Source organism: Maribacter sp. MJ134 (genome assembly GCF_003970695.1).
GTDB lineage: Bacteria > Bacteroidota > Bacteroidia > Flavobacteriales > Flavobacteriaceae > Maribacter.
Genome location: NZ_CP034570.1, coordinates 1,671,972 through 1,689,563, shown reverse-complemented (window position 1 = coordinate 1,689,563; position 17,592 = coordinate 1,671,972). Strand labels below are relative to the sequence as shown.

General features: G+C 41.3%; 10 protein-coding genes, 2 tRNA genes and 2 rRNA genes. 9 read left to right on the top strand and 5 right to left on the bottom strand.

Annotated features, from left to right (window positions below):
- Positions 1 to 35: 35 nt before the first annotated feature.
- The 4 genes from EJ994_RS07330 (at position 36) to EJ994_RS07315 (ending at position 7,072) form a co-directional block, all read left to right on the top strand.
- Entirely contained in the window at positions 36 to 989 is a 954-nt protein-coding gene (locus tag EJ994_RS07330) for an acetyl-CoA carboxylase carboxyltransferase subunit alpha (RefSeq protein WP_126591867.1), read from the top strand.
- 167 nt (positions 990 to 1,156) lie between these two features.
- Positions 1,157 to 2,707: a replicative DNA helicase gene (gene dnaB / locus EJ994_RS07325; protein WP_126591866.1), complete on the top strand. Its 1,551-nt coding sequence runs from the start codon at positions 1,157 to 1,159 to the stop codon at positions 2,705 to 2,707.
- A gap of 23 nt (positions 2,708 to 2,730) precedes the next feature.
- Positions 2,731 to 5,757, top strand: a complete 3,027-nt coding sequence (locus tag EJ994_RS07320) for a metallophosphoesterase (RefSeq protein WP_126591865.1) — start codon at positions 2,731 to 2,733, stop codon at positions 5,755 to 5,757.
- 52 nt (positions 5,758 to 5,809) lie between these two features.
- Positions 5,810 to 7,072: an asparagine synthetase B gene (locus EJ994_RS07315; protein WP_126591864.1), complete on the top strand. Its 1,263-nt coding sequence runs from the start codon at positions 5,810 to 5,812 to the stop codon at positions 7,070 to 7,072.
- On the opposite strand, the gene EJ994_RS07310 is transcribed toward EJ994_RS07315, so the two are convergent.
- A complete protein-coding gene (locus EJ994_RS07310; protein ID WP_126591863.1) occupies positions 7,069 to 7,872 on the bottom strand; it encodes an HAD family hydrolase in 804 nt (267 codons plus the stop codon). The genes EJ994_RS07315 and EJ994_RS07310 overlap by 4 nt on opposite strands.
- Positions 7,873 to 7,964: 92 nt before the next feature.
- Between EJ994_RS07310 and EJ994_RS07305 the strand changes: the two genes are divergently transcribed.
- Positions 7,965 to 8,387, top strand: a complete 423-nt coding sequence (locus EJ994_RS07305; RefSeq protein WP_126591862.1) for a secondary thiamine-phosphate synthase enzyme YjbQ — start codon at positions 7,965 to 7,967, stop codon at positions 8,385 to 8,387.
- 91 nt (positions 8,388 to 8,478) lie between these two features.
- Here EJ994_RS07305 and rplT read toward each other — a convergent pair whose 3' ends face one another.
- The 4 genes from rplT to thrS all read right to left on the bottom strand — a co-directional run bounded on the left by rplT (position 8,479) and on the right by thrS (position 11,781).
- Positions 8,479 to 8,823, bottom strand: coding sequence for a 50S ribosomal protein L20 (gene rplT, locus EJ994_RS07300; RefSeq protein WP_099573940.1), 345 nt, complete (start codon positions 8,821 to 8,823; stop codon positions 8,479 to 8,481).
- Between the two features lie 91 nt (positions 8,824 to 8,914).
- Positions 8,915 to 9,112: a 50S ribosomal protein L35 gene (gene rpmI, locus EJ994_RS07295; RefSeq protein ID WP_047245905.1), complete on the bottom strand. Its 198-nt coding sequence runs from the start codon at positions 9,110 to 9,112 to the stop codon at positions 8,915 to 8,917.
- 140 nt (positions 9,113 to 9,252) lie between these two features.
- Entirely contained in the window at positions 9,253 to 9,810 is a 558-nt protein-coding gene (gene infC / locus EJ994_RS07290) for a translation initiation factor IF-3 (protein WP_099573941.1), read from the bottom strand.
- A 30-nt stretch (positions 9,811 to 9,840) separates the two neighbouring features.
- Positions 9,841 to 11,781: a threonine--tRNA ligase gene (thrS, locus tag EJ994_RS07285; RefSeq protein ID WP_126591861.1), complete on the bottom strand. Its 1,941-nt coding sequence runs from the start codon at positions 11,779 to 11,781 to the stop codon at positions 9,841 to 9,843.
- 607 nt (positions 11,782 to 12,388) lie between these two features.
- On the opposite strand from thrS, the gene EJ994_RS07280 reads away from it, so the two are divergent.
- From EJ994_RS07280 to EJ994_RS07265, 4 genes are all read left to right on the top strand, one after another.
- Positions 12,389 to 13,917: ribosomal RNA gene (locus tag EJ994_RS07280) — 16S ribosomal RNA — on the top strand.
- 168 nt (positions 13,918 to 14,085) lie between these two features.
- Positions 14,086 to 14,159 (top strand) — tRNA-Ile (locus EJ994_RS07275).
- A gap of 133 nt (positions 14,160 to 14,292) precedes the next feature.
- Positions 14,293 to 14,366, top strand: a tRNA-Ala gene (locus EJ994_RS07270).
- Between the two features lie 240 nt (positions 14,367 to 14,606).
- Positions 14,607 to 17,432 (top strand): 23S ribosomal RNA (locus tag EJ994_RS07265).
- The 16S and 23S rRNA genes sit together here with 2 tRNA genes alongside, the layout of an rRNA operon.
- The last annotated feature ends 160 nt before the right edge of the window (positions 17,433 to 17,592 follow it).

The window sequence follows — 17,592 nt, the reverse complement described above, 5'->3', positions numbered from 1 at the left end:
TTTGTGGCCACAACTAACGAAATCTTTTTTGAACTATGGAGTATTTGGATTTTGAACTTCCAATTAAAGAATTGGAGGAGCAATTAGACAAGTGTATGATTATTGGAGCGGAAAGTGATGTAGACGTCACCGAAACCTGCAAACAGATTGAAAAGAAGTTAGCTGATACTAGAAAGGATATCTACAAAAACCTTACGGCATGGCAACGTGTACAGCTTTCAAGACACCCTAATAGACCCTATACCTTAGATTATATCAAAGCAATTTGCGGTGACACCTTCTTGGAACTACACGGAGATCGCACGGTAAAGGATGACAAGGCCATGATAGGAGGTCTTGGAAAAATTGGAGACCAAACGTTTATGTTCGTGGGTCAACAGAAAGGGTTCAATACCAAGACCAGACAATACCGAAACTTCGGTATGGCAAATCCAGAAGGCTATCGTAAAGCATTGCGTTTAATGAAGTCAGCCGAGAAATTCGGTATTCCCGTAGTTTGTTTGGTAGATACTCCGGGTGCGTATCCTGGAATTGAAGCGGAGGAACGCGGACAGGGAGAGGCCATTGCACGTAATATTTTAGAAATGACGCGCTTAAAAGTTCCGATTATTGTTGCTATTATTGGTGAGGGAGCTTCGGGAGGTGCATTGGGCATTGGAGTAGGTGACAAGGTATTAATGTTGGAAAATACTTGGTATTCCGTTATTTCACCAGAATCTTGTTCCTCTATTTTATGGAGAAGTTGGGAATACAAGGAAGTCGCAGCAGAAGCTTTAAAACTTACCGCTACCGATATGAAGAAATTAAAATTAATCGATGAAATCGTTCGGGAGCCTGTAGGAGGGGCCCATGCAAATCGAGAAAAGACTTTTGACATTTTAAAGAACAAGATCGTAGCACACTTTACAGAATTACAAAAGTTATCACCAAAAGAATTGGTGAATAAAAGAATGGAAAAGTATGCAGAAATGGGTGTCTTTAATGGCTAATATACCATTTTGGCAACCTCAGAAAAATCTGGAGATTTATATCTCCAGATTTTTTTTGTTATCAACATAAATCGTAACTTATTAACAGTACAATTGTTAGTTAACTGTGAACATCCTAAAGGTTGTATTTCATGTTAACTAAAGGTTAATTGCATATTTTCGTCCCTATGGAGAACACAAAACCTTTAATTGGTCGTAAGATCGATAAATCTACTATTATAAACCTCGAGAGAGGTAAGATTCCACCTCAAGCTGTTGATTTAGAGGAGGTTGTGCTGGGTGCAATGATGATAGACAAAAAAGGTGTGGATGAGGTAATAGATATCTTACACCCAGATGTATTTTATAAGGATGCCCACAGGTTTATCTACGAGGCCATTTTTGTTCTGTTCGAAGAATCCCAGCCCGTAGATTTATTAACCGTTTCTTCGCAATTAAAGAAATCGGGAAAGTTAGAAGCGTCAGGAGGTGATTTTTATTTGATTAAACTAACACAGAAAGTAGCTTCTTCTGCACATATTGAGTTCCATGCACGCATCATTCTTCAAAAGTTTATTCAGCGTAGTTTAATAAAAATTTCGAACGAAATTATTGAGGATGCCTATGATGAGGCTACTGATGTTTTTGATTTGTTAGACAATGCAGAATCGAAGTTATACGATGTCACGCAAGGAAACTTAAAACGCTCGGCAGAAACTGCACAGAATTTGGTAATCCAGGCCAAGAAAAGAATTGAAGAAATAGCGGGTAAAGAGGGTATGAGCGGTATTCCTTCCGGATTCGATAAAGTAGACAAATTAACTTCGGGTTGGCAACCTAGTGATTTAATCATTGTAGCTGCGCGTCCAGGTATGGGTAAAACGGCACTGACTTTGTCTATGGCTAGGAACATGGCGGTAAATTCCAATATGCCCGTTGCGTTTTTCTCGTTAGAGATGTCCTCCGTTCAGCTCATCACGAGATTAATTTCGTCGGAGACGGGATTGTCTTCTGAGAAATTAAGAACCGGCAAACTTGAGAAACACGAATGGGAACAGTTGAACGTTAAGGTAAAATCTTTGGAGTCCGCTCCTTTATTTATAGACGATACACCTTCCTTATCCATTTTTGACCTTAGGGCAAAAGCAAGGCGATTAGCCTCACAACACGGTATTAAAATTATTATGATTGATTATCTGCAGCTAATGACAGCAGGTGGTAGCCAAAAAGGAGGAAATAGAGAGCAAGAAATCTCTACCATATCCAGGAACTTAAAAGCCTTGGCAAAGGAGTTGAACGTTCCAGTGATAGCGCTCTCCCAATTATCACGCGCCGTAGAGACCAGAGGAGGCAGTAAAAGACCTATTCTGTCGGATTTGAGGGAATCCGGAGCCATCGAGCAAGATGCGGATATCGTATCCTTTATCTATAGACCGGAGTATTATAAAATTGAGGAGTGGGATGATGAAGAACGAACCCCAACACAAGGTCAGGCCGAGTTTATTGTAGCGAAGCATAGAAACGGTGGTCTAGAGAATATAAGACTGAAGTTTATTGGAAATCAAGGTAAGTTCGATAATTTGGATGACTTTGATTCTCCATTTGAGTTCCAATCAAAAATGAATGCGAACGAGGAGAATCCGTTTACTACCAAAAACCTGCCTAGTGCGAATGATGCTTTTGGAAGCTCAATGAACGATGGTTTGGGCGACGTTGATGATAATGATGTTCCGTTTTAATTGAAATCTTAATACTTTAATTCATGAAAATCGGAATTTTACATCTTACTGATATTCACATTCAAGATAATAAAGATCCTATTCTAGGAAGGGTAGATAAGATTGTTAGTGCTGTCAGTAATAAGATTTCTGGTGTCTTTACTTTATTTATAGTAGTTTCTGGTGATTTAGCAAACAAGGGAAAAAAATCTGAATATGAAATAGCTAGAATTTTTTTAACTGAGTTGAGTGAAAAGTTTAGGAGTTCATCTAGAACTTTGAAAACGGTAGAATTTATCTTAGTTCCTGGTAATCATGATTGTAATTTTAGTGAAAAGGATGCCGTTCGAGAAACACTTTTATCGCAACCTTTAGGAGACGATACGGACAGCCAAATTATTGAACAATGTTTGAGTGTTCAACATGAGTATTGGGAATTTTATAAAAGTTTTTTAGATAAAGAAAAATTTGATATTTCTTCTCAAATCACCTTTAAAATAAAACTTGATAAGGATATCATTTTTAACTGTTATAATACAAGTTGGGGTTCTAAAATCGATGAGAAAGTTGGTTCACTGACAATACCAGAGTCATCATTTTTGAATAAGGAGTCACAGTCTAAAACTTCTCTAGTAATATCAGTATTTCACCATCCAACAAATTGGCTTTCTCCCAACACGGATAACAATAACAAGAAAAGTTTTGAGTCATTATTACTAGGGAGTTCTAGTTTAGTATTATGTGGTCATGAGCATACTGGTTCAAAAAACATTACCAATTCTTTGGTCAGTAAGGATGGCTTTATTTATGTCGAGGGTAAAGCATTGCAAAATAGATATGATCAGACATCTGGGTTCAATCTTTTTTTGATTGATACAGAAGATAACTGCATTAACACTTCAGAATTCACATGGAGAAATAGTATGTTTATCACGGATAAACCTTTAAAGTTTAGTATTTCTGAAAAACAGAAAGGACTTCTTATTGATGATAAATTTAATAGAGATTTAAACAGTTTATCTGTTCCAATAAAAAAAACGAGTAACAAAACGCTCTATCTAACTGACGTCTTTGTCTATCCTGATTTAGAACTTATTTCTGAGTCGACTAAGAATCCTAAATATGTTGATTCAAAATCCATATTGGATGATTACATAGATAAAAAAGTAATCATAGAAGGTGATAGTCAGTCCGGCAAAACTTCTCTTCTGAAAAAATATTTTCTTGATTTTTATTCCTACAACAATTTTCCTTTACTAATATCCGGAAAAAGTATAAAAAACTTTGATCTTGATTCTATTTTACGAAAAGCCGTGAAAATCCAATATGGACGGGGTACTCAAATTTATGAAAGTTTCGTTCAGACTGATAGATCAAAAAAAATATTATTGATTGAAAACTTTGATAAATCGAACTTGAATTCGTCGGCAAAGGAAACTCTCTTGAAAAAGTTTGACCCCTTATTTGCCACTATTATCGTCTCTACAGGAGAGGCTGTAAAGGTTAATCAAATTACAGAAAATGAAAAAGTTTATTCTGATTATGACCATTTTAAGATTATACCGCTAGGGTATTTGAAGAGAAATATGTTGATAGAAAAATGGATAAGAATTGGTAAGAATGAGCTAACCTTAAAAGAGGAAGAGATTATGAGAAATGTCAAAATCACATTTGACACAATCACTAATCTATTAGGTGAACAACTTATACCTTCCCACCCCTTTTTTATCTTAACACTTTTACAAAGCCTTGAAAATCAAATTTCCTCGTATGATGTAGCACCAACCTCGTATGCATATTGTTATCATAGTTTAATACATGTTAGTCTTTTAAGACAGAGCGTCCCTAATGACAAAATTGGAAGTGTTTTCAATTTTTTGACAGAATTATCATTTTGGATGTACGAGGGAGAAAAAAGTACTATTTCTAAGGTCAAATTGCAGGAATTCTACGCTAATTACACTGATAAATATGTTTTTTATTATGGTTTTCAGGATATTTTGTCGATTTTAACTGAAGCTGTTATATTGAGCGACGATGAGAATAATTATAATTTTAGTTATAAATATTTAGCGTATTACCTAACGGCTAAGAAAATATCAACAATATTGACATCTGTCAAAGGAAAAACTATAGTTAATAGCCTAATCTATAATTTAAATAATGAAATGAATGCTAATATATTAGTATTCCTTACTCATCATACTAAAGATAATAACCTTCTTGAGGAAATATTATTCAAAAGTATGTTGCCTTTCGAAGACTTCAAACCTATAACATTAGAGACTGATGACTCATTTTTCAAGTTTTTATCCAATTTTGTGAGTACGATCGAAGAAAATATTTTGCCAGAAAGTACTAACCCTGCAAAAAATCGGGAAAAAGATTTAATTCAAAAAGATAAACTTCAAATTAAAAGACAATCCAGTAAATCGGAGGATGATTCTGAGGAAATAAGTTCTTCTGATCTTGTTGAAAATTTTAAGGTCATTAAAATTTTAGGGCAAATAATTAAAAATCAACACGGGAACTTTGAAAAAGAAAAACTAATATCAATGCTAGAAGCTGCCTATAATGCTTGCTTCAGATCAATTGATCATTTATCAACAGTTTTGGAATCAGATCGGGAAGAAGTAATCGAGGCTTTTTTAGAAAAGCATAGCAAGGACAAAAAAGAAATTACGATTAGAGATAAAGAAATTTTGAAATCAAAGATTTCAGGATTTCTTTATTATATTGGTTATAGATTGTGTTTGGGTTCGTTTGCAAATTTATCTCTTGCAGTAGGGACTCAAAACATCGACGATATTTACGACCAAGTAGCCAAAAGAATAAATTCTCCCGCAGCAAAATTAATAACGTTTAATATTAAAACTTACTATGGTAAACTGAGTATTCCTGAATTAATCAGAATGAAAGAAGATTTTAAGGGTAATCCAGTAGCCCTTCATATGTTGACATCTCGGGTTTATAGTTATCTTTATAATAATTATGTAAACTATGAAAAGCGTAGTAAAATCGCGAATATTTTAGAACTAAAATCACTTCCGATTGCTAAAAAGGGTAAGTAATATTTAACTGTCAAAATGTCAATGTAACGGACAAAATTTTAGATATTAGCTTATGCATAGACGTTTTTTTTCTCTTTTCTTTGTTCTATTTACACTTCAGATTTCAGCTTCCTCCATACTTATTCCTATGGATGCGGATACGCAAAAGAACCATTTAAAGGCCTATGGGATTACCTATTGGATGCTTTCTAAGCAACAGAAAGTACAATGGCTTTTAAATTACCGTGGTGGTTCTTTTTTATTGCCCGATGGCGATAGTGTGCGCAAGGAATGTCAAATACGGGGAGTTTCCTTTGAGGTAATTTCCGATAGTGAAGCCAACCGTATATTAGATGAAATAAGTAGTCCTTCTAAAAATCAAGACGCGGTAATATTAGAAAAAGCACCCAAAATAGCGGTCTACTCGCCTAAGGGAAACCAACCTTGGGACGATGCGGTAACCATGGCCCTTACCTATGCAGAGATTCCATATGTAACGGTTTATGATGAGGAGGTCTTGGATGATAAGTTGGCCTTGTACGATTGGTTGCACCTACATCATGAGGATTTCACGGGGCAATACGGTAAGTTTTATGGTGCATATAGGGCTACCCCTTGGTACATCGATAGTAAGAAAGAGTCTGAGAAATTGGCACGTAAGCTTGGTTACGATAAAGTTTCGGAAGAAAAGGGGGCGGTTGCCCTAAAAATTAGAAACTATGTCATAGGTGGCGGATTTATGTTCGCTATGTGTTCGGCTACGGATAGCTTTGATATTGCCTTAGCGGCGGACGGTGTTGATATTTGCGAGCCAATGTTCGATGGTGATGCATCGGACCCTAACTATCAAGCTAGTTTAGACTTTAATAACACTTTTGCCTTTAAGGATTTTATATTGGAGCGGAGCCCTTTAAAATACGAGTTTTCTTCTATAGATATGACTTCTAAAAGGGGTAACGTACCCAAAGAATCCGATTACTTCTCTTTGATGGATTTCTCTGCGAAGTGGGACCCTGTTCCGACTATGCTCTGTCAAAACCATACCGCTTTGGTCAAAGGTTTTATGGGGCAAACCACGGCATTTAATAGAAACCAATTAAAGCCCACCGTATTGGTGCTTGGTGAAAACAAACTGAACGAGGAGGCAAGGTACATCCATGGAATAAAGGGAAAAGGTTTTTTTACGTTCTATGGAGGCCATGACCCGGAGGACTATCAGCATAGGGTAGGGGACCCTAAAACAGAATTGGAACTACATCCCACTTCTCCAGGATATAGACTTATTTTGAACAATGTCTTGTTCCCAGCGGCAAAAAAGAAAAAACAAAAGACCTAGCGCTTTTGTGCTACAAGTTGTTCCAAAATGCGCTCTACTCCCAATGCATCATTGCTGGCAGTTTGGTAGTTAGCAGCTTGTTTTACATTGTCGTGGGCGTTTTCCATGGCAAAACTAAAATCTGCAAGCCCCAACATTTCCAAATCATTGTTATAATCACCAAAGACCATAGTTTCAGCTGGTGAAATCCCATAAATTTCTTGTAGTTTTTCAACGGCAAAGCCCTTATTGGCGTTAGGGCTAGAGATATCTACCCAATTGGGTCCAGAGACTTTTACCTTTAAATCAACCTCTAAATGTTGCACATGGGGGTAGATAAATGCCTCGGAACTTTCAAAATGATAGATTGCCGTCTTTATGATCTCCTCATCAACTCCGTTTAAATCGTCCACGATGTTAAAAGCGGAATAATATTGCCTTAAAAGGGCTGTAAATTCTTCAGATTCCCCGGTAAGATAAGCACTTCTTTTCCCGCACAAAACGGTATGTACGTTAGAAACTTCGGAAAGTACCTTTAAGATTTTTTGTTGTTGTGATTTTGGTAGGTGCGTACTCAGTACCTCTTCATTTTTTCGCATTACGAAACCTCCGTTTTCAGCAACCACAATAATATCGTTCTTAATGGTGTGTAGCTTGTCAAGAATACTATTATATTGTCTTCCACTGGCCGCAACGAAGAGCACATTATGCTCCTTTAGCGCTTCAAAAAGCTCAAAGAAGCGATGACTCATTTCATGTTGGGAATTTAATAATGTCCCATCCATATCGGAAACGACCATTTTTACCTTGGATAAGTTCATGGGGTGATATATTTGAGGTCAAAGGTATTTCAATACGCACAATATCTTTGCCTTTGTTTTAAAGTTTTACCTTTATTTAATAATAGACAAGTATGCACTGGTATCAGAAAGAATTTAAACTTAAACCCTTTAAAAGGGGATTTCATATTATAACGGAGATTGTTTTAAAGGAGATTCCCGAGATAGATAAAATAGAGGCGGGAATGTTGCAGGTATTTATAAAACATACTTCTGCTAGTTTAACCATAAATGAAAATGCGGACCCCACGGTTCGGGTGGATTTTGAAAGTCATTTGAATACAATGGTTCCGGAAAATGCACCTTATTATATTCATACCTACGAGGGTGCTGATGATATGCCGGCACATATAAAAGCCGCTTTGATGGGTGCTTCGGTGCAGATACCAATTACAAATGGCAGGCTTAATCTAGGGATTTGGCAAGGAATCTATCTATGTGAACACCGAAACAATGCATCTGGCAGAAGCCTGGTAGTCACCGCCTTTGGAAATTGATTTGCCCTGAGCTATAAAATTATGTTTAGGATATAACACAAAAAATCCGACTCGTTAGAATCGGATTTTTATAAGTGAGATAATTTATTTTTTACTTTACTTGATCTACAACTGCTTTAAAAGCATCTGGGTGGTTCATCGCTAAATCTGCTAGTACTTTTCTATTAAGTTCTATATTGTTAGCTTTTACTTTCCCCATAAATTGAGAGTAAGACATTCCGTGTAACCTAGCACCCGCATTGATACGTGTTATCCATAGTGCACGAAACGTTCTTTTCTTGTTTCTACGGTCTCTGTAAGCGTATAACATCGCTTTTTCAACCGCATTTTTAGCTACTGTCCAGACGTTTTTACGTCTTCCAAAGTATCCTTTGGCTTGCTTCATCACCTTTTTTCTTCTGGCTCTTGAAGCTACTGCATTTACTGATCTTGGCATTTCTTTTAATTTTTTTGTAGTAGGCGGTCAAAATTGACACTTTGTTTTAAGCCTAACTCCATGGTTAATAAATTTACCTGTTAGAGGACAATTATTTTAATCTTAATTGCTCTTTAATACTGTTTACATCGTGCTGATGTACTAAAGTATCATGTGTTAAAGCAAGCTTACGCTTTTTAGACTTCTTCGTAAGAATGTGGCTTTTAAAAGCGTGCTTTCTTTTGATTTTACCTGTACCGGTAAGCTTGAATCGCTTTTTGGCACTGGATTTTGTTTTCTGCTTAGGCATTTTCTCCTATTTTAAGTATTAATCTCACTTGTGTATGCTGAATATGTCCACTTAAAGGCAAACAAAATTCAGTATTTTATATAATCGGCTTACCGTTTAAGATTGGCCGAACCATCGGTCGCAGAGCGAAGCCGAAGGTGTTATTTACCTTTTGTCTTAGGAGCAATGAACATGGTCATTCGCTTACCCTCCAATTTTGGCATCTGTTCTACCTTCCCTAGTTCTTCTAATTCCGATGCCAATCGTAATAATAATATTTCTCCCTGATCCTTATAAACGATGGACCTTCCTTTAAAAAACACGTACGCTTTTAATTTTGCTCCGTCTTTAAGGAACTTTTCAGCATGCTTCTTTTTAAATTCATAATCGTGATCGTCCGTATTTGGACCAAAACGTATTTCTTTTACGACAACTTTAGAGGCTTTGGCTTTCATTGCCTTATCCCTTTTCTTTTGTTCGTACAAGAATTTCTTATAATCGATAATCTTACAGACCGGAGGTTTAGCTTTGGGAGATATTTCTACCAAATCCAATTCCAGTTCTTTAGATATGTCCAGTGCCTTCCTAATAGGATAAACACCAACTTCTACATTGTCACCAACCAACCTTACTTCTGGAGCAAGTATTTTTTCATTGATATTATGGGGATTTTTGTTTTCCCTTCTTGGTTGGGGTCTAAATCTTTTACGTATTGCTATGACTTCATATTTTTAGTTAAACTTAATTTTTTAAAACGACTTTAAAGTACTATTTATTTCCTTAGTTACCAAGTCTTTAAACTCTTCTATGGTAATGGCTCCTAAATCGTCTCCACCATGCCTTCTAACGGATATGGTATTTGCTTTTTCATCGTTTTCTCCGACTATCAGTATAAAGGGGATTTTATTCATCTCTGCCTCCCTGATTTTTTTGCCAACAGTCTCGTTCCTATTATCAATGAGGGCGCGAATTTCGCTATTTTCTAGGGATTTTAAAACTTTTTCCGCATATTTTTCATGTTTCTCACTTACGGGCAATACAATAGCTTGTTCAGGAATAAGCCACAGCGGGAAATTACCTCCCGTATGTTCTAGTAATAAAGCTATAAAACGCTCCATACTTCCAAAGGGTGCCCGGTGTATCATAATAGGCCTGTGTAGCTCATTGTCGCTCCCTTTGTAGGTCAGGTCAAAACGCTCTGGCAACGTATAATCTACTTGGATTGTGCCGAGCTGCCAGTTTCTTCCCAGCGCATCTTTGACCATGAAATCTAGCTTAGGGCCGTAAAACGCAGCTTCACCCTCTTCAATAACATAATCCAGTCCCTTCTCCTTGGCAGCATTGATAATGGCATTTTCTGCCTTTTCCCAATTTTCGACCGTTCCAATATACTTATCAGGGTTTTTAGGGTCTCTTATAGAAACCTGGGCGGTAAAATTATCAAAACCTAACGAACCTAGTACGTATAGAGATAAGTCAATCACGTTCATAAATTCTTGATCTACCTGATCTGGTGTACAGAAAATATGGGCGTCATCCTGGGTAAATCCTCTTACCCTTGTTAAGCCGTGCAATTCTCCACTCTGTTCGTATCTGTAGACCGTGCCAAATTCTGCAAAACGTTTGGGTAAGTCTTTATAGGAATGTGGCTTAAAATTGTAGACCTCACAATGATGGGGGCAATTCATTGGTTTTAATAGAAACTCCTCATCCATTTTAGGAGTTTTTATGGGCTGAAAACTATCTTCTCCATATTTAGCATAATGCCCTGAAGTAACGTAAAGTTCTTTTTGACCAATATGCGGGGTTACCACCATTTCGTAACCTGCTTTTTTCTGCGCTTTTTTCAAAAATCCTTCTAATCGTTCGCGTAATGCTGCACCTTTAGGAAGCCAAAGCGGAAGCCCTTGACCTACTTTCTGAGAAAAAGTAAAAAGCTCTAGTTCTTTCCCTAGTTTTCTATGGTCTCTTTTTTTAGCTTCTTCCAAAAGAGCAAGATATTCTGTCAGTTCTTTTTGCTTTGGGAACGAAATACCATAAATACGCGTCAATTGAGGTTTGTTTTCGTCCCCACGCCAGTAGGCACCAGCAACACTAAGGATTTTAATCGCCTTAACAATTCCGGTATTGGGGATGTGACCGCCTCGGCATAAATCCGTAAAGGTGTCATGGTCACAAAATGTAATCGTTCCGTCCTCAAGGTTTTCTATGAGCTCTATCTTGTATTCATTACCTTCTTCTCTGTAGAAATTAAGCGCATCTTCTTTCGTGACCGATTTCATTTTAAAATCGTGCTTACCACGGGCAATTTCCAGTGCTTTTTTCTCAATGGAAGGAAAATCTTTTTCTGAGATAGTTCCTTCCGGTAAATCTACATCGTAATAAAAGCCATTATCAATAGCCGGACCTATGGTTAGTTTCACTCCAGGATATAATTCCTCCAAGGCCTGCGCAACAATATGTGAGGAGGAGTGCCAAAAAGCAGTTTTGCCCTCTTTATCTTTCCAAGTATAAAGTACAAGAGATCCGTCCTCATGTAAAGGAGTGGAAGATTCGATGATAGCGGTATTAAATTTTGCTGAAATCACATTCCTTGCAAATCCCTCACTTATATTCTTGGCAATCTCCATCGGAGTGATACCTTTTTCAAATTCCCTAACGGAACCATCTGGTAGCGTTATTTTAATCATTATAATCGGTATAATATGTAATGGGCAAAGATAATGCGTAGTAGTTAGGCGCACAATATATTATGATGTTGTTTTTTCGAACGTTTATAAGCATCTGGATAGTTGCTCAAAAGAAGCCTTGATTCCTTTTGAAGAGTGAAGACCAGTGTTTTTGTAATGATGTCCATAATTTTCGTTAGTGAAGATTTGTGGGGATGGAAGTATTTTATTAAATTCAATGCCCATTTAGATTTTTTAATTTCTATAATGACCTAGGATTTAGAGCATTAAAAAAAAGAGAGAAAAAAAGTTTAAAAAAGATGTGAATTTTATTTTTAATTCAAAAAACACTCTTATATTTGCACCCGCTTTGAGAGATACTTGAAGTGCTAACGTGGAGACAGTGATGTTTTCGGAGCGTTAGGGGATTACAGGAGTTCATTGAAATATTGTGGAGAGAATAAGAGCTGAGTGGTGCCTTTCGGGGTTACCGTTTCGGTTTTTAGGTAGAGAAAAAGAATCAAGTGATTTCCCGAGGCCTTAGGGTTTCGGGAAGAATAGAATTAAATCGAGAGAATCGGGGCCGTGGACGGACGTTGGAATGGTTGGGACGAATATATACAGAACAACGATGAAGAGTTTGATCCTGGCTCAGGATGAACGCTAGCGGCAGGCCTAACACATGCAAGTCGAGGGGTAACAGGGAGTGCTTGCACTCCGCTGACGACCGGCGCACGGGTGCGCACCGCGTATGGAACCTACCTTCTACAGGGGAATAGCCTTTGGAAACGAAGATTAATGCCCCATTGTACCTTTTCACGGCATCGTGAAAGGGTTAAAGGCTTCGGCCGGTGGAAGATGGCCATGCGTCCCATTAGCTAGATGGTAAGGTAACGGCTTACCATGGCTACGATGGGTAGGGGCCCTGAGAGGGGGATCCCCCACACTGGTACTGAGACACGGACCAGACTCCTACGGGAGGCAGCAGTGAGGAATATTGGACAATGGAGGAGACTCTGATCCAGCCATGCCGCGTGCAGGAAGAATGCCCTATGGGTAGTAAACTGCTTTTATACGGGAAGAAAAAGGGCTACGTGTAGCTTGTTGACGGTACCGTAAGAATAAGGACCGGCTAACTCCGTGCCAGCAGCCGCGGTAATACGGAGGGTCCGAGCGTTATCCGGAATTATTGGGTTTAAAGGGTCCGTAGGCGGGCGATTAAGTCAGTGGTGAAAGTCTGCAGCTCAACTGTAGAATTGCCTTTGATACTGGTCGTCTTGAGTTATGGTGAAGTTGGCGGAATATGTAGTGTAGCGGTGAAATGCATAGATATTACATAGAACACCGATTGCGAAGGCAGCTGACTAACCATATACTGACGCTGATGGACGAAAGCGTGGGGAGCGAACAGGATTAGATACCCTGGTAGTCCACGCCGTAAACGATGGATACTAGCTGTCCGGCACCTTGAGTGCTGGGCGGCCAAGCGAAAGTGATAAGTATCCCACCTGGGGAGTACGTTCGCAAGAATGAAACTCAAAGGAATTGACGGGGGCCCGCACAAGCGGTGGAGCATGTGGTTTAATTCGATGATACGCGAGGAACCTTACCAGGGCTTAAATGCATATTGACAGGGGTAGAGATACCTTTTCCTTCGGGCAATTTGCAAGGTGCTGCATGGTTGTCGTCAGCTCGTGCCGTGAGGTGTCAGGTTAAGTCCTATAACGAGCGCAACCCCTACCGTTAGTTGCCAGCATGTCATGATGGGGACTCTAACGGGACTGCCGGTGCAAACCGTGAGGAAGGTGGGGATGACGTCAAATCATCACGGCCCTTACGTCCTGGGCCACACACGTGCTACAATGGCAGGTACAGAGAGCAGCCACGTCGCAAGGCGGAGCGAATCTACAAAACCTGTCACAGTTCGGATCGGGGTCTGCAACTCGACCCCGTGAAGCTGGAATCGCTAGTAATCGGATATCAGCCATGATCCGGTGAATACGTTCCCGGGCCTTGTACACACCGCCCGTCAAGCCATGGAAGCCGGGAGTGCCTGAAGTCCGTCACCGTAAGGAGCGGCCTAGGGCAAGATCGGTAACTAGGGCTAAGTCGTAACAAGGTAGCCGTACCGGAAGGTGCGGCTGGAACACCTCCTTTCTAGAGATTGTCCTTTAAGGACGGTCCCTGACCTTTTCGGAAGAAGTTCCCGGTCCCGTTTTTTCGATTTATAATTCGATTTTGACCATCACTATCTACAACAACTCCACAATTACGATATATAAGTAAATACGTTACATGCTTCCTAGGGAGCTGTAGTGTAGGGACAGTCCCATAGCTCAGCTGGTTAGAGCGCTACACTGATAATGTAGAGGTCGGCAGTTCGAGTCTGCCTGGGACTACTAATGGGCCCAAGGGTTTTTTAAGGGAGAACCGGGCAACGTTCATTGAGACTGAAATACTGAACAGGAAATTCTAGAAGTTGAGTGGTAGTTGTACTAACTACTAACTACTGATTGCTAACTACTAGTAATTGGGGGATTAGCTCAGCTGGCTAGAGCGCCTGCCTTGCACGCAGGAGGTCATCGGTTCGACTCCGATATTCTCCACGAATTCCCGCGCATGCGGGAAACTCCGAGGGATAGCACCGACCAAGGTCGGTACCTTGCCGAGGAGATGCCGGATCAAGTCCGGCATGAACGTTCATTGACATATTGGAACAGGATATACGACATTAGTGTCGTATATACCTAAAAAGAAAGAAACACGAATCTTGATCGTACGCCTTATGGTGTGCGATTACAGAAAAGAGTACGAATACATAATAAGTAAGCAAACAAGAAGGTTTGGCGACAAGCTGGAAAAGGGCGTATGGGGAATGCCTAGGCTCTCAGAGGCGAAGAAGGACGTGATAAGCTGCGAAAAGCTGCGGGGATCGGCACACACGATATGATCCGTAGATATCCGAATGGGGCAACCCGGCATATTGAAGATATGTCATGCGAAAGCAAGCAAACCCGGGGAACTGAAACATCTAAGTACCCGGAGGAGGAGAAAACAAAAGTGATTCCGATAGTAGCGGCGAGCGAAATCGGATTAGTCCAAACCGTTGTTGTTTCGGCAATAACGGGGTTGTAGGACCACGACATTCGATGAGTGACGAACTAGAACAAGTTGGAAAGCTTGGCCATAGACGGTGATAGCCCGGTATAGGTAAGGAACTTTCAGATAGTGGTATCCTGAGTAGTGCGGGGCACGTGAAACCCTGTATGAATCCGGCGGGACCATCCGCCAAGACTAAATACTCCTGAGAGACCGATAGTGAACCAGTACCGTGAGGGAAAGGTGAAAAGAACCGTGAATAACGGAGTGAAATAGATCCTGAAACCATACGCTTACAAGCGGTCGGAGCCCTTCGGGGTGACGGCGTGCCTTTTGCATAATGAGCCTACGAGTTACTTTTACTGGCAAGGTTAAGTTCTTCAGGAACGGAGCCGTAGCGAAAGCGAGTCTTAATAGGGCGCCATAGTCAGTAGTAGTAGACGCGAAACCGTGCGATCTACCCATGGGCAGGTTGAAGCTGTGGTAACACATAGTGGAGGACCGAACCCGTTGACGTTGAAAAGTCTTGGGATGACCTGTGGGTAGGGGTGAAAGGCCAATCAAGCTCGGAAATAGCTCGTACTCCCCGAAATGCATTTAGGTGCAGCGTGTAGATAGTTTCATAGAGGTAGAGCTACTGATTGGATGCGGGGGCTTCACCGCCTACCAATTCCTGACAAACTCCGAATACTATGAAATGTTTCTGCGCAGTGAGGGCATGGGTGCTAAGGTCCATGTCCGAGAGGGAAAGAACCCGGATCACCGGCTAAGGTCCCAAAGTATATACTAAGTTGATATAACGCGGTGGAACTGCATTGACAGCCAGGATGTTGGCTTGGAAGCAGCCATTCATTTAAAGAGTGCGTAACAGCTCACTGGTCGAGCGGTTCCGCATGGATAATGATCGGGCATAAGTATATCACCGAAGCCGTGACTTCTATTTATAGAGGGGTAGGGGAGCATTGTAGTGCCGTTGAAGGTGTACCTGCGAGGGATGCTGGAGGAGCTACAAACGAAAATGTAGGCATAAGTAACGATAATGCGGGCGAGAAACCCGCACGCCGAAAGACCAAGGTTTCCCCAGCTATGCTAATCAGCTGGGGGTCAGTCGGGACCTAACGCGAACCCGAAAGGGGTAGTGGATGGACAACGGGTTAATATTCCCGTACCTGCTCACGCTAAAAGTGACGGAGGCGAGAAGTTGGTGCGTACAGACGGAATTGTACGTTGAAGGGAGCGGTAACGCCCCGATAGTACACCGAGACTACGGTCAAGGTGATAATCCAGCGGATCGACTTCCAAGAAAAGCGAGTGAAGCAGCCCGTACCGTAAACCGACACAGGTGGTTGGGATGAGTATTCTAAGGCGCTCGAGAGATTCATGGCTAAGGAACTAGGCAAAATAGACCCGTAACTTCGGGAGAAGGGTCGCCCCCTGTATGGGGGGCCGCAGTGAAGAGGTCCAGGCGACTGTTTATCAAAAACACAGGGCTCTGCAAAATCGAGAGATGACGTATAGGGCCTGACACCTGCCCGGTGCTGGAAGGTTAAGAGGAGATGTTAGCTTCGGCGACGCATTGAATTGAAGCCCCAGTAAACGGCGGCCGTAACTATAACGGTCCTAAGGTAGCGAAATTCCTTGTCGGGTAAGTTCCGACCTGCACGAATGGTGCAACGATCTGGACACTGTCTCGGCCATGAGCTCGGTGAAATTGTAGTATCGGTGAAGATGCCGGTTACCCGCAGTGGGACGAAAAGACCCCGTGCACCTTTACTATAGCTTCGTATTGACTTCGGTCAAGCAATGTGTAGGATAGCTGGGAGACTTTGAAGCCGCATCGCCAGGTGTGGTGGAGTCATTGTTGAAATACCAGCCTTTGCTTGTCTGAAGCCTAACTCTCCAAGGAGAGAACAGTGCGTGGTGGGTAGTTTGACTGGGGTGGTCGCCTCCAAAAGAGTAACGGAGGCTTCTAAAGGTGCCCTCAATACGGTTGGCAATCGTGTGTAGAGTGCAATGGCACAAGGGCGCTTGACTGAGAGACATACAGGTCGACCAGGTTGGAAACAAGAGCATAGTGATCCGGTGGTTCCGCATGGAAGGGCCATCGCTCAAAGGATAAAAGGTACGCCGGGGATAACAGGCTGATCTCCCCCAAGAGCTCATATCGACGGGGGGGTTTGGCACCTCGATGTCGGCTCGTCACATCCTGGGGCTGGAGAAGGTCCCAAGGGTTGGGCTGTTCGCCCATTAAAGTGGCACGCGAGCTGGGTTCAGAACGTCGTGAGACAGTTCGGTCTCTATCTACTGCGGGCGTTAGAAATTTGAGTGGATCTGACCCTAGTACGAGAGGACCGGGTCGGACCGACCGCTGGTGCACCAGTTGTCCCGCCAGGGGCATTGCTGGGTAGCTATGTCGGGATCGGATAAGCGCTGAAAGCATATAAGCGCGAAACCGGCCACAAGATGAGATTTCTTTAAAGGGCCGTGGGAGATGACCACGTCGATAGGCTATAGGTGGAAGGGCGGTAACGTCCGTAGCCGAGTAGTACTAATTGCCCGTCAGGCTTGCGCACACGCATCCCCCGTCCCCGGACGGGGGTGCAACTCCTTTTTCGTCATTACTTATACGACCGTATCGCTTCGACGTAACGGATGCGACGTTACTTTCTTTTTGGGTACCTGTTCCTTTATTATGTCAAAGCCCCTCCGGGTTCCCCAAAGGGGAACATTTTA

Excerpts from the sequence above, each read along its gene's own strand:
- rplT (WP_099573940.1), bottom strand. The coding sequence starts at position 8,823 with ATGCCAAGATCAGTAAATGCAGTAGCTTCAAGAGCCAGAAGAAAAAAG.
- EJ994_RS07320 (WP_126591865.1), top strand. The coding sequence starts at position 2,731 with ATGAAAATCGGAATTTTACATCTTACTGATATTCACATTCAAGATAAT.
- EJ994_RS07305 (WP_126591862.1), top strand. The coding sequence starts at position 7,965 with ATGCACTGGTATCAGAAAGAATTTAAACTTAAACCCTTTAAAAGGGGA.
- thrS (WP_126591861.1), bottom strand. The coding sequence starts at position 11,781 with ATGATTAAAATAACGCTACCAGATGGTTCCGTTAGGGAATTTGAAAAA.
- rpmI (WP_047245905.1), bottom strand. The coding sequence starts at position 9,112 with ATGCCTAAGCAGAAAACAAAATCCAGTGCCAAAAAGCGATTCAAGCTT.
- dnaB (WP_126591866.1), top strand. The coding sequence starts at position 1,157 with ATGGAGAACACAAAACCTTTAATTGGTCGTAAGATCGATAAATCTACT.
- EJ994_RS07330 (WP_126591867.1), top strand. The coding sequence starts at position 36 with ATGGAGTATTTGGATTTTGAACTTCCAATTAAAGAATTGGAGGAGCAA.
- EJ994_RS07310 (WP_126591863.1), bottom strand. The coding sequence starts at position 7,872 with ATGAACTTATCCAAGGTAAAAATGGTCGTTTCCGATATGGATGGGACA.
- EJ994_RS07315 (WP_126591864.1), top strand. The coding sequence starts at position 5,810 with ATGCATAGACGTTTTTTTTCTCTTTTCTTTGTTCTATTTACACTTCAG.